Origin of the sequence: Actinospineispora eucalypti (genome assembly GCF_039543365.1) — a bacterium.
Lineage (GTDB): Bacteria > Actinomycetota > Actinomycetes > Mycobacteriales > Pseudonocardiaceae > Pseudonocardia > Pseudonocardia eucalypti.
In genome coordinates this window covers 1-12,085 of record NZ_BAABJP010000005.1, presented here as the reverse complement: position 1 = coordinate 12,085, position 12,085 = coordinate 1, and the positions used below count along the sequence as shown (strand labels likewise).

General features: G+C 68.5%; 15 protein-coding genes. 7 read left to right on the top strand and 8 right to left on the bottom strand.

Annotation, left to right across the window (positions count from 1 at the left end):
* Positions 1 to 223: 223 nt before the first annotated feature.
* Positions 224 to 1,147 carry a cupin domain-containing protein gene (locus ABEB12_RS07145; protein WP_185060958.1) on the top strand — a complete coding sequence of 308 codons (924 nt, stop codon included), beginning with the start codon at positions 224 to 226 and terminating at the stop codon, positions 1,145 to 1,147.
* A gap of 374 nt (positions 1,148 to 1,521) precedes the next feature.
* On the opposite strand, the gene ABEB12_RS07140 is transcribed toward ABEB12_RS07145, so the two are convergent.
* Entirely contained in the window at positions 1,522 to 1,770 is a 249-nt protein-coding gene (locus tag ABEB12_RS07140; protein WP_345702628.1) for a hypothetical protein, read from the bottom strand.
* A gap of 78 nt (positions 1,771 to 1,848) precedes the next feature.
* Between ABEB12_RS07140 and ABEB12_RS07135 the strand changes: the two genes are divergently transcribed.
* The 3 genes from ABEB12_RS07135 to ABEB12_RS07125 all read left to right on the top strand — a co-directional run bounded on the left by ABEB12_RS07135 (position 1,849) and on the right by ABEB12_RS07125 (position 3,852).
* On the top strand, positions 1,849 to 2,406 hold the full coding sequence (locus ABEB12_RS07135) for a carboxymuconolactone decarboxylase family protein (RefSeq protein WP_185060957.1): 558 nt from the start codon (positions 1,849 to 1,851) through the stop codon (positions 2,404 to 2,406).
* Positions 2,407 to 2,408: 2 nt separating this feature from the next.
* Positions 2,409 to 3,242, top strand: coding sequence for a radical SAM protein (locus ABEB12_RS07130; RefSeq protein ID WP_185060956.1), 834 nt, complete (start codon positions 2,409 to 2,411; stop codon positions 3,240 to 3,242).
* A 73-nt stretch (positions 3,243 to 3,315) separates the two neighbouring features.
* Positions 3,316 to 3,852, top strand: a complete 537-nt coding sequence (locus tag ABEB12_RS07125) for a DoxX family membrane protein (protein ID WP_185060955.1) — start codon at positions 3,316 to 3,318, stop codon at positions 3,850 to 3,852.
* 24 nt (positions 3,853 to 3,876) lie between these two features.
* Here ABEB12_RS07125 and ABEB12_RS07120 read toward each other — a convergent pair whose 3' ends face one another.
* Entirely contained in the window at positions 3,877 to 4,134 is a 258-nt protein-coding gene (locus ABEB12_RS07120) for a methyltransferase (RefSeq protein ID WP_185060954.1), read from the bottom strand.
* Between the two features lie 754 nt (positions 4,135 to 4,888).
* On the opposite strand from ABEB12_RS07120, the gene ABEB12_RS07115 reads away from it, so the two are divergent.
* Complete coding sequence (locus ABEB12_RS07115; protein WP_185060953.1) at positions 4,889 to 5,362, top strand: SPW repeat domain-containing protein; 474 nt, start codon at positions 4,889 to 4,891, stop codon at positions 5,360 to 5,362.
* A 322-nt stretch (positions 5,363 to 5,684) separates the two neighbouring features.
* The gene (locus tag ABEB12_RS07110) at positions 5,685 to 5,846 is read left to right on the top strand and encodes a hypothetical protein (protein WP_185060952.1); all 162 of its coding nucleotides are present in this window, start codon (positions 5,685 to 5,687) and stop codon (positions 5,844 to 5,846) included.
* A gap of 39 nt (positions 5,847 to 5,885) precedes the next feature.
* Here ABEB12_RS07110 and ABEB12_RS07105 read toward each other — a convergent pair whose 3' ends face one another.
* From ABEB12_RS07105 to ABEB12_RS07085, 5 genes are all read right to left on the bottom strand, one after another.
* Positions 5,886 to 6,152 carry an SHOCT domain-containing protein gene (locus ABEB12_RS07105; protein ID WP_221497707.1) on the bottom strand — a complete coding sequence of 89 codons (267 nt, stop codon included), beginning with the start codon at positions 6,150 to 6,152 and terminating at the stop codon, positions 5,886 to 5,888.
* A gap of 120 nt (positions 6,153 to 6,272) precedes the next feature.
* Entirely contained in the window at positions 6,273 to 6,485 is a 213-nt protein-coding gene (locus ABEB12_RS07100) for a hypothetical protein (protein WP_185060951.1), read from the bottom strand.
* Positions 6,482 to 6,649: a hypothetical protein gene (locus ABEB12_RS07095; protein WP_185060950.1), complete on the bottom strand. Its 168-nt coding sequence runs from the start codon at positions 6,647 to 6,649 to the stop codon at positions 6,482 to 6,484. Before ABEB12_RS07095 ends, ABEB12_RS07100 begins: the two co-directional genes overlap by 4 nt.
* Positions 6,650 to 7,189: 540 nt before the next feature.
* Positions 7,190 to 7,561 carry a hypothetical protein gene (locus ABEB12_RS07090; RefSeq protein ID WP_221497706.1) on the bottom strand — a complete coding sequence of 124 codons (372 nt, stop codon included), beginning with the start codon at positions 7,559 to 7,561 and terminating at the stop codon, positions 7,190 to 7,192.
* Positions 7,562 to 7,771: 210 nt separating this feature from the next.
* The gene (locus ABEB12_RS07085; protein WP_345702627.1) at positions 7,772 to 7,894 is read right to left on the bottom strand and encodes a hypothetical protein; all 123 of its coding nucleotides are present in this window, start codon (positions 7,892 to 7,894) and stop codon (positions 7,772 to 7,774) included.
* 163 nt (positions 7,895 to 8,057) lie between these two features.
* On the opposite strand from ABEB12_RS07085, the gene ABEB12_RS07080 reads away from it, so the two are divergent.
* Positions 8,058 to 8,471, top strand: a complete 414-nt coding sequence (locus tag ABEB12_RS07080) for a CBS domain-containing protein (RefSeq protein WP_185060949.1) — start codon at positions 8,058 to 8,060, stop codon at positions 8,469 to 8,471.
* Positions 8,472 to 8,706: 235 nt separating this feature from the next.
* On the opposite strand, the gene ABEB12_RS07075 is transcribed toward ABEB12_RS07080, so the two are convergent.
* On the bottom strand, positions 8,707 to 11,049 hold the full coding sequence (locus ABEB12_RS07075) for an NACHT domain-containing protein (RefSeq protein ID WP_185061420.1): 2,343 nt from the start codon (positions 11,047 to 11,049) through the stop codon (positions 8,707 to 8,709).
* Positions 11,050 to 12,085: the final 1,036 nt, after the last annotated feature.

The window sequence follows — 12,085 nt, the reverse complement described above, 5'->3', positions numbered from 1 at the left end:
TTTTCTTGGGGTGCTCGCGACTTGTTCAATTCTGACGGCGAGGATTTCCGGGAAAGACGTCCGCATCGGCCCACGGCATCAGTCCGCGGCATCCACGAATGGCGATCTCGACAGGTCGGTATTCCTTGACGATCCGACAGTTGAAGCACGGGCGCCGGCTGCCGCGCTGCAACGGTCAACGAGATATCGCACGCTTCGGATACCTACCGAAAGGGGAAAGCTCATGACTGTCACGAGCACGAGACGTACTTCTTCGGGGAAGGCCGCTGAGCGGACAGCCTCGCCTGAATCGCTTCCACCTTTCTATGCCAGCAAGGAGAAGCAGCGGGAACTCCGCATCCAATCAGCCCACCTAAGTCCTGCTTTGATCATCTCTCAGCCAACGTCATTCGATGAGTACGTACGCCAGCTCATGGTCCCCGCGTCGGTCATGGACCTGGCCAACAAGGCCTCCGACATACGCTTCTCGGCGTGGGAGATCGAGGCCATAAGGATGGAACTCGAACTCAAACCCAGGAAAGGGCTGTTGCGGAAAATACTGGAAGAAAAGATCAATGACGATGACTCTCATCCGCCGTACATCCGCGTGGCGTGCACCGGGAAAGGAAAGTACGACAGCATGGCCAGGAAGCATTACGGTCTGCTGCCGGATGGTGATCACGCAGACGCGGGCTCTCCGGCGGTGCTGGAAATCTGGCCCGCGCAACACTACTCACCCATGCACTCACACGGAGGGACGACCGGAATCATCTATTGTCTGACTGGGCAAATCGATGTGATGGCATACGAGGAACTCCGGTGGGGCGCGACCGAGTTGGGACTGCTGACCCTCACGCCGGGGCAATGCGCGTGGCTGGCCGCCGACAAGTTCGGCGTGCACAAGGTCTACTGTCCGATGGATGGCGGGAGCAAACCGGTCGGCCCGTGGAACCTATTGAACGAGACCTCCGACTACGCGGCCACCTTCCACGTATACCTCAACGAAGAAGAGACGGTGCCGGATACCTACGTCCCGGCCGAGCTCGGCACCCGAGACGTGTTTGAGTACGTCCATGAAATAGAGCATGACCGGCGGAAATTTGCCACCTATTCCGATCTGTCCTGGCATGTCCTCCGTAGGGTCTTGGCCAAGAATTCGTCCACATAGCGCGATCCGCCGGGCCGCGGCTGCTGGCCGGCGGCGACGATGCGCGCCGGGCGCCCCGGCGCTATCTCGCCGATTTCATGACTGAGCACCCTCTGGCCAGGTTCTTCCGTGATTCTGGCAAGGGCGAACAGGTCATGGTTCAGCACCGTCAAGGACCCTGAAGGGAGTGTGTGGCCTGTATCGGGGACAGGCTTGTGGAGCATCCGTGTGCCCGACGGCTCAATGCCGGGCTGGCGTTGTACCCACGTCCACAGCCGGGTGCGGTGTCCGTCCCCACGTGCACCCGTCGGCGGGCACCACCGTCCCCGCCCGACCCTGGGGTACGAGCCGCTTTGGTCCGGCATGCGTCGCGTACAAGGTGAGCCCGACGAACGTCAGACCACCGACCAGGTTGCCGAGCACGGTGGGGATCTCGTTCCAGATGAAGGAGTCCGCGATCGAAACTTGCCGTGCAGCATCAGGCCGGACGGGAACAGGAACATGTTCACGACCACCGAGTGCTCGAGACCGATGTAGAAGAACACCAGGATCGGCATCCGCATACCGATCACCATCCCGGCGGCGCCGTGCGCGGCATAGCCCAGCGTCCGGTTCTCTCCGATCGCGCCGAGCCGATCGTTCACGGTGCGGACTGTAAGGCTTTGGTGATATCTACCGGCGCTCGGTCGTTTTAGGGTGATGGTGTGAGCGGTGCACCACTGGTGAGCTCTAGGTCGCTGTGCGTCGAGCCTGCGCAGGCTCCGCTGCTGGCCCGGCCGTATTACGCCGACGGGGATCCGGGGCCGATTGTGGCAGCGCTCGCGCAGGTGCCGGAGCTGATGGAGGTGGCGCTGCCGTTTATCGGCGCGGCGCTCGGGCCATCGGCGGTGGATTGGCGCAGCAAGGAGATCGTGATCGTGCGTACCTCGGCCCTGGCCGGGTGCCGATATTGCGTGCGGTCGCACACTGTGGTCGCGCTGGACGCCGGGCTGTCCCGCCGTGAGGTGCGCGCCCTGACCACGCCCGACGCACCAGCCCAGGCGGAGTTCGCCGAGCCGAGGGAGCGGGCATTGCTCGGCTGGGTCGACACGGTGGCCGGCGGCGGGCCGGTCACCGACCGCCACCAGGGCGAGCTGCGTAGGTGGTGGGCGGATCACGAGGTAGTGGAGGTGACGGTGGTGATCGGGACGACGTTGATGCTCAACCGGTTCGCCACCGCGTTAGCGTTGCCCACCAGCCCGGACACCCTGGCCCGGTTGACCGCCGAGGGTCTGCTGTGAGCGTGCCCTCGGGTGCGATCGCCAATGCGGTGGCCGAGGGCGCGCTGCCCGGCCGGGTGTGGATGTACGCCAACTACCACTGCAATATCGAGTGCGCGTATTGCCTGACCGAGTCGGGGCCGAGGGCGGCGCGTCGGGAACTGTCGACCTCGGCGATGCTGGAGGTGGCCGATCAAGCCGCGCAGCTGGGGTTCACCGACCTCGGGGTGACCGGCGGGGAGATCTTTCTGCGCCGCGAGATGCCCGGGCTGCTGGTGGAGATGTCGCAGCGGCTGCCTGTGGTGGCGCTGACCAACGCCACCCTGTTCGGGCGCCGGCTGCTCGGCGAAGTCGAAGCTCTGGCCGGACAGCCGGTGGCGCTGCAGATCTCGCTGGACCGCCCGGACCCGCACGCGAATGACGCCATGCGGGCGCCCGAAAACTTCGCCAAGGTGATCGCCGCGATCCCGGCGCTGGTCGAGCGGGGCGTCCGGGTACGGATCGCCACCACGGTCGAATCGATCGCCGACACCGAGTTGGACCGGCTGTGCGCATTACACCGCCGCCTCGGAGTGCCGGATGAGGACCACATCATCCGCCCGGTGGTGGCCCGTGGTCGGGCGATCGATCACCACCTGGGAGTCATCGCCGCCCAGTCGGACCTCCCCGCGGAGCTGACCATCACCGTGGACGGTGCGTTCTGGAGCCCGTTCGGCCCGACCGTGCACCAGGGTCTGCTGGACACCGACCTGCTGATCACCCGAACCACCCGCCCGCTGTCCCTACCGGCACAGACGCTGCTGCGACTGGTGCGCGGTCGCCCCACCGGGGACGACTCGACACTCAACATCAGATGAGCGTGACCATCCGTGCCCGGTCGGGGCACTCCCGCCGCAACCAGGTAGTCCCCTCGCGCCAAGGGCCACCGTCATGACCGACACTACGAGCACAGTGGCCTCGGCCGGCAGGTCGACCTCGATCTATGCCAGCGGGTTCGCCGTGTTGCGGATTTTCACCGGCGTCGTCTGGCTGTCCAACGGCTTGGCCAAGCTGTTCGATGTCGGCCATATCGACCTGGGGTTCTTCGATGGCAACCTGATCACCTTGGGCGCGGCGCGGGGAATCGCCACCGGCGCCTCCAGCAAGACCCAGATCACGCCGCTAGGGGCGTTCTACCGTGAGGTGGTGTTACCCCACTGGGGAGCGTTCGGGCCATTCCTGACCGCCGCCGAGCTGGCCGTGGGTCTCGGACTCATCTTCGGGCTGTTCTCCCGACTCGCGGCGTTGGGCGGGTTGCTGCTGATCGGGCCGATCTGGGTGATGCTCTGGCACACCAACCTCTACCTGTGGGAGTACCCGGCCGAGGACCTGCTCCCGCTGCTGCTGTTGGCCCTTGTCCCGGCCGGTCGGGTCGCCGGCCTGGATTCCCGGCTGGCCACCCGCTTCGGCGGTCACTGGCCGTTCTAGGTGAGCCGCACCGGCGGGGCCGCGTCAGCGGCCCGGCGCTACTCGAGACACTGCTTGGCGAGGCGCGCCACCGGCGGCCCGCGGCGCGGGCGCGAGGGTGCCGGCGCCCGCGCCGATGTCGAGCACGGTGCGGTCCTGCCCGGCCGGGAGGGCGGCGAGCAGTGCCTGGGTGTGTGGGTCCAGGACGGGTGCCCAGTATCGGCGGTAGGCATCCGCACTGGCGCCATACACCGCGGCGGGCGCGGTGGGCGCGGTGGCGCGGCCGGGTTCAGGTGTGGGCATCGGTGTGACGTGACCGAGCACGGGCGGTGATCAGTTGGGCGGCGTGTTCGACGCCGTGCCCGGTGGGTCCAGCGGCCGAGGCTCAGCTGTAGCGCGCTGGTGGCTTGGTCGGTGCTCAGGCCCATGGCGGTGAGCACGGGTGAGGGTGTGTCGTTGCCTTCGTGGCAGGCCGACCCGGTGGCGGCGGCGATCTCGGGCGGGCCGGTCAGCAGTGCGCGGGCCGGGGGTGCCGGTGATGCTGATGTTGAGCGTGCCGGGGAGCCGTTGGGTGGGGTGCCCGTTCAGCTCGACAAGGCCGGGCAGCAACGCGTCGAGCCGGCGGTGGAGTTGGTCGCGCCCCACCGACAACAACCGTCACTCAAGCACCGTCACCCTGGCACGCCACGCACCCCCGGCCGCGCTGTCGCCAGGAGAAACGAGTGGCCACGAACCAGGAGGGGTCGCTCTTCCGTCAAGCGCGTCCGCGGCGCCCGGACCGGGAGCGCTTCGACCAGGTCACCCACGTCATCAGGAGCGACGTTCCGTGTCGATCACGAAAGATCATCGGACCGGCGCGGAGATCAAGAAAAGATCAACAGGAGATCAACTGATCTACGGCAATGATCATGCATGATCATTCGTGGTGGGTGTGGCCAGGTCATTGCGCCCGGGGATGCGCGGGTGGACCCTGGATGTGGACGTGGCTGGGCGAGCCACGCACGCCGGGACACGCCCACTTTGGTCGAGAAGATCCTCGCACTGGAGGTGAGTGGCGATGACATCAGAAAACCCGCCCACGACCCCGCCCATGGCCGAGCACCCCGATCTGGCCGAGGTCCAACACGCGCACGATCAACTGCGGCAGCGCTACGAGGACGCCGCCGAAACACCGATGGGGCAACTGACCGACGGACTGATCATCCTGGCCGGCCTGTACCTGGCGATCGCGCCGGCGATGTTCGCCTTCGGTGAGTCACTGAGCACCAACAACATGGTCGTCGGTTTGGCGATCGCGGTGTTGGGGTTCAGCTTCGCCAGCGCTTATGGCGCCACGCACCGCGCCGCGTGGGTCTGCCCCGTACTGGGCGCCTGGATGATCGTGTCGGTGTTCGTGATCGGGCCGGTGACCCTCGGCACGGCGTTGAGTAACGTCGTCGCCGGCGCCGTGGCGCTGCTGTGTGGGCTGGCCATGCTCGGCACCGGATCCGGCCGGCTGGCCGGCGCACGCCCCCGGCGCTCCGGCGGCTAACGCTCCGTTGGCTCCCGCTGGCCGGCTCGCTCACCGTCGGGCCGCCCCGGTCACACCGAGGCGGCCCACCGGTAGCCCCGCGAGGGTGGCGCTGAGCCGGTGTCGCGGCGGTGTTTGGCCGACCTCACACCCGTGGATCGCTCGGTGATCAAACCTCGGAAGACGCGGTTGGCGCACACGTATCAAGATCATTGCGCTGGTTCTTCGGCTGTCGCTCACTACGGCGCCCGCTTCGCTCGCAAACCCCCTGTTCGCGGGTGTCCTTACCGCGACGCGTGACCCCCCTGGGTGGTCGTCTTCAGACAACGAGGTGGCTCACGCTGTGGCTGACGGCCAGCAACCGCGGCGCGAGCTCAGGTTCGGCGGCCTCAACCGCTGGGCCGACATGCCAGACGACGAGATCGAGACCGACGTTCAAGAGTCGCTTAATTCCGGCGCTCCTGCTGAGCAGGAGCAGGGAAACAACCTGGACACTGACGAATGACAGCACGGACCGCGGGTCGCTGGTGAGCGGAGGCGCTGGTTATCGCTGGTTGAGGACGTTGCGGCGTTGTTGGTATTCCTCGGCGTCGATCTCGCCGAGGGCGTAGCGGCGGCGCAACGCGTCCAACGCCGGATCGCGCTCCGCGACCGCGTTGGTGGCTGGGTTCGGGGCCGCTGGTGATCGATCCGCGCGCAGTTGGCGCAGCAGCCACACACCCGCTAACACGAGCAGGCCGAGGACAGCCAGAAGCACGAGCAGCCCCAACGCGCCCCACAGCCACATGCCCATCATCATCGAGTCCCGCATGTCCGACAGCTCCGTTCCACTCAGGCGCTACCGTGGGCCGGGCGGCCCTGATCACGCCGACGGGGGGGTTCCCATCGCGCCTACGGTGTCCAGCGCGGGCCACCCGGGCCGCGCCGCCGGTTAGGGCTGGTCCGCCGTTTCTGACCGGTAGGTCAGCTGGCCCGGCCAGTCATCGTGCCAGCCGGGCATGGTCCGCAGCTCGGTCACCGCGTCGTGCAGCTCGGCGCACAGCCGCCGGTCAGCGCCGGTGATCAGCAGGTCACCCCCGTTGCCGTGCGGCTGGCGTTGCGCCCACGCCAGCATGCGGGCCAAGTCCGAGTCATACCCGCTCACGCCGGACAAGTGCAGGTCACATCGATCGCGCCGGCCGCGCGCCAGCCGGCCAACTCGGTACGCAACCGCGCGACGCCACACTTATCCGGCCGGCCGCACACCCGCACCATGGCGTGGGCACGAATGCGCGGAGCCGACATCGTCCCCGGTTCGGTGATGTTCATCGACACCACCCCTTCCGCTCCTGGGGAGCGCACAGATGTCAGGTCCCGCCCACGCCCGCCGCCGCCCTCGTCACGGCGGCACGCGACGTCGTGGGCGAACCCCAACGCTAGGCCGATTTAGCGATCACCGTTACCGCCAAATAGGCCCCGCGGGCTGGCGGGCGGCCGCCGACTCATGCGCTGGGCTGGTGGCTCGACGCGTGCCCGCGACGCGATCAGTTCCACAATCACATCGACCGTCGAGTGGAGTGTATTGTGTCGTGTCGCCGCTCGATGCGGCGTTCGAGGGAGGGTCGTCGCCCAAGGCATATGTCCCCCGACCCCCTGGGCGACGACCTCCTTGAGCCCCGCGACTCCCTACCGGGTGATGCTCATCTAAGGCAGCGGGATAGTCGTTTGCTGGGTCTCAATCGCCGTGCGACGCCGCAACCGCACGTTCAGGTGACGACGCCTGTCGGGGATGTGGTATGGGAACACCCGGGGTTCCGCCGACACGGGGTTGGCCGGCCCGATCGGGGCGGGCGGTCACCGGTGGGCGGCTCAGGAGGTGGCGCGGCGGCTGAGGCCGTAGAGGACATCGGCGGTGAGTAGGTCGTAGAGCAGATGCCCGGCGAGGCTCCACCACTGTGCGGGGCCAACTTGGAAGATCATGTCTCGCATCGCGGGTTCGGCGGTCACGCTCAACCACAGGGGCATGATCAGCAGTGCGCCAAGAACCCACCAGGCGAAGCCGTAGCCGAGGCCCGTGCCGAGCAGTGGTCCGATCTGGCTGGTCGGGCGGGTGGTGAGCAGGGCGAACAGGGCGCCGATGACTGCGGAGTTGACCAGGTGCACGGCGAGTCCGACCGCCGCGTTGTCCATGCCGATGAGCATTCCGACCATGGGCAGCATGCCGGTCATGGCCATGGTCATGACCATGACGATGCCGAACACCACGCCGCCGACGAGTCCGGCGATCGCTCCGTTGATGATGCGGGTGCTGGTCGCGCCGCAGTGGGCGGTGGTGGTAGATCGGCTCCTTTGCTTCCCGGGACACTCTCGCCGCGTACCCGGTGTCCGGGCCGGGGGGTGTCGGTAGTGAAGACGCCGCGAGCGCGCCGGTGATTGCGCCCGCACTCGGGGCTATTCCATCGGGAGACGCTGGGCCAGGGCGACCAGCCTGTCCGTGGGGACGGCGGCGGCCACGAGCACCTGTTCGTGGGCGCAGTACACCGCGATCCCGCCGCGATCGATGATCCAGGACATGGCGCCCGGGGACGCGGGCCGCGCGCCCGCTGACAGGGCTGGCTGATCGGTGATCAGCCGGTCACGTGCGCTCGGTTGCGGGTGTATACCTGGTGATACGCCGATCGTGTGGCGATATGCGGGGTCTGGGTGAGGGAGCGCGATGATGCGCGCGCGTGATGTGATGAGCCACCCCGTTTTGGTGGCCGAGGAAAGCTGGCGTATCGAAGACGCCGGCCGTTTGCTGGCCAAGTACGGCTACACCGCGATGCCGGTGATCGATGATCATCAGCGACTGGTCGGGATCGTCAGCGACTCGGACCTGTTGACCGACCCGCTGGCCGGGCGCCCTCTCAGCCGGCCGCGCACGGTCGGCGGGGTGATGAGCACCGATGTCCGGTTCGTCTACGACGACACCCCGCTGGATCTGGTCGAGCATCAGATGATCACCGCTGGTGTGCGGGTGATGCCGGTGATCAGCCACGGTCGGCTGGTCGGGGTCATCTCCCGCCGGGACCTGCTCCGGGTGCTGCACCGCCGCCGCGCCACCTCGGCCGATCCGCGCCTGCCTGCCGGGGAACAACAGGCCGCCAGCTAGCCGAGCCCTCTAATGCGCGCCCCCGGGGGTGGTGAGCGGGCGGGTGGGTGGGCACGAAGTGCGCACCCACCCTGTGCGGTTCTCGAGGTGGCGACGAACCGCGAGGGCGGCGAACGTGGTGCTCGGGTGCGTGTTGATGGGCTTGCGTTTGTGGTGGTAGATCGGCCCCGTCGGGTTCCGACCTGTGGGCAACTCGACGCGGGCCGGGGGCAGGCGAACGCCCGGGCTTCCCGGGTCAATGATCGTGGGTGGCCAGCCGGTCCTGCAGCCGGGCGTGTCGGAACTGGTAGATCAGGCCGACCGCGCGGAGCACGCCCCGCTGGTGGGCGTCGTCGAGGAAGTGCATGAGGTCCGGTGGCGTGCGGTGGCGCAGCGTCAGCTGCACGGCGGCCACCGCGGTCAGCCAACTCGGTGGTGTCGCCCAGCCTTGGAACACGCCGGCCGCCAGGGCCAGGCCCAGTGCGAGCCCGGCGACCAGTACCGGGGGCAGCGCGGACAGGTCGTCACCGAACAGGCCCAGGATGCCGAACTCGAGCCTCGGCAGGCCGAAGCCGCCCACAAAGATCCCGATCATCGGCCAGCTGAGGAGTGAATGGATCCGGAAGTAGCGCCACTGACCGAGCGGGGTCAGGGCGGCCGCGCTGCGGGGTATGGCGCGCGCCAAGCCCCGGATGACTCCCCGGCTGGTAAGCGCCGCGAACAGCAGCACCAGCACCAGCGCCCAGGCGGGCGGGAGCTCTGTGCCGATCGCGCCGCAGAACCCCGGCATGGCGCTAAACAGGTTCATCCGGCGCAGCCGGCGCCACGGGATAGGTAGCGCGACGCCGTGTTTGTGCTGGTGTCGACGCAGCCCCCGGCGCATGAAGAAGCTTTGCGCGAGGTAGCACACCCCGGCGTAGAGCAGCGCCAGCAGCAGATCGGCGAGCAGCCCCCGGCCCGGTGTGGCGCTGGCGTGCCCGAGCGCCCACTGTCCCCGGACGACCAGCAGGCCCAGGACCAGGCCGAGCACGAACTGCGCGGCAGGCTCGGACAGCGCCGAGCCCCGGGCCGGGGACGCCACCACCGACGCCCGTCCCATCCGGCGGCGAGCTAGCCAGGCCCCGAACGCGCCGCCGACTGCGACGGCGCCCAGGATGGCCTTCGCCAGCCACCCCACCGGCGACTGTTCCGCCGGCAGCCACAGCAGCCCCAGCCCGACGCTCACCGCGGCCGCCACCCCGACGAGCACCACGCCGGGCAGCGGGGAGGTCCAGGCGGGTATCCGCCACCAGGCGAGGTCACGGGTGCCCGCGCGGTTCATCCGAGCGGCCAGCCAGCCTAACGTGCGGCGGGCCAACGGCAGCGGATACGGCGGCGCCGGCTCGCCGGGCCGTTCGGCATACGCCTCTGGCAGCACCAGCCCCAGCAAGTGATTCTCAACATCTACGCGGGTCAGGGCCGCACCTCGGGCGGCGCGCAAGTCCAGCAACGCACCCACGGCCGCGTCGTCACGGCAGGTGTCGCGGACCAGGCTGAGGATCAGCGGGGTGCTCAGCGCGCGGGCCAGCGCACCGTCTGGCTCCGAGCTGACCCGTTCCAGCAGCTCCCGCCACCTCGGCGGCGGCGGGTCGCGCTGGACGCGGGCCAGGTAGTCAACGGCCTCCGCCGGGCCGACGTCCCGCAACTCGACCGCGACCGCCCCGTCCAGCACGGCCTGCTCGGCCGCCCCCAGCATCTCCTCGCTCCTGGCCAGCAGGACCAGCCGGAACGTGGCCTGCGAACTGAGCGCGCGCAGCACCAGCGGCCGCAGCTGCTCGGCGATCTCGTCCAGACCGTCGGCGATTACCGCGATCCGGCCGGACTCGATCAACGCCGCCGCGTCCCGCTCGCCGCCACGACCGGACAGCAGCCCCGGATAGGCGCCGCACAGCTGACCGGCCAGCCATGCCCGCAGCGACTGGGTGCGCGGGCTCCACTGCTGCAGCGTGACCAGTACCGGCACCGGTACCCGGTCGCGCTCCGCTTCGGCCACCTGGCCACGATGTCGCAGCGCGTCGAGCACCAGCAGGATCGCGGCGCCGCTCTTGCCCGCCCCAGGTGCCCCGACGATCACCAGCCGGCCCGAACCCAGCCCTCCGTAAATGCCGTGCAGCTCCCGGACCCCACCGCCCCCGAACCGCTCCACCCGGATGGCCGACAGCCCAGGCAGCGGAGCGAACCGGCCGGCCAAGGTCGCCGCCGCCGCCGACCCGGCCACCGCGCGGGCCGGCCGCGCCCAGCGCACCGCGATCGGCTCCGGCACCACCAGCCGACGAGCCACCGCCGCCTGAGTCCACTGCTGCTCGAGCGCCTCGGCCAGCCGATCGGCCAGCCAGCGCAACTCCGCCGCGGCGTCGCGCTCCCGATCACCGCTGCCGCGCCCCGCCCGGTCCCGGACCAGCGCGCCCACAGCGACCGCCAACGACGGGATCGCCACTACCAGCTGCCAGTACCCGGCCAAATCCGCCCGGTTCGGCGCCCGATACAACACCCACAGCCACCAGCCGAGCGCCACCACCCCAACCACCAGCAGAGCCAGCAACCAACCACGCCGCTTCACGTTCCCCCCTCAGCCGTGCAGCCGTGCAGCCGTGCAGCCGTGCAGCCGTGCAGCCGTGCAGCCGTGCAGCCGTGCAGCACAGCTTCGACCAGCCCACACACCCAGGCAACTGGTAACCGACCCCCAGGCACCTCGCCGCACGAAGTATCAGTAGGCCACGCACCAGGTCGACCTCCCATCAGCCCGCCAGCCGACCACCTCGACCCGCCCAATGGGCTCGTCGCGGCGATCCACACCAGCCCGAGACAAGGCTAAAAGATCGACTTAGTCGCATACATTCCACCGACCCCGACCGCGAACTCGCAGGTCAAACCCACCACCACAATTCACGATCAACAACTTGACAAAAGTCAGGTTCCAAGGCCACAGTGCCCGCGACGCAAGACCCACGGCGCGGAGCGGACGGCCACCACAACTCGGCCGGCATGCGGGACCGGTCGGCACCTCCCGCACCCGTCCTGAGCTTCCCCCTTGAGCACGGACACCCTGCCACCGCCCCGCTGAAGGGGTGAGGACGCGGACCAGCCGTCGACCTCGGATCGGCTCGGGCATCCGCCGTTGTTGGCGGCTCGGGCCAGGTCTGTTCGGGTGACCTAGTGCTGGTCCAGCTCGCCCAGCGGGCGGGAGATAGAGGCGCGCCGAGCGCGAGGTCTTCGTTGATGTCGGTGAGGAAATCCAGCAGGTAGACGGCGTAGCCCTAGGCGGTGGCCTGCTCGCCGGACTCGGGATTGGTGGCGCCGAGCAGGCGGTTCACTCAACGGGCGGGTTTCTTGCTGACCCGTGCATGCGTCCCTCGAGGGCGTCGAACGTGTCGTGCTGGACGGTGTGAGACGCGCGTGGGTCGGACGAGCGGCATCTGTGGGCGAATAATTCATTTCGACCAGAAAACACATCCTCCAAACAGGCCGCATCAGTACCACGCGTCACAGCAAAGTTGGATAACCTTGGTGTTTCTGCCGATGGCCAGGCGGCGAACGAGGATTCGAGCCATGATGGGCGCCACATGCCCGTCACCCTCTCGGGAGTAGTTTCGTTG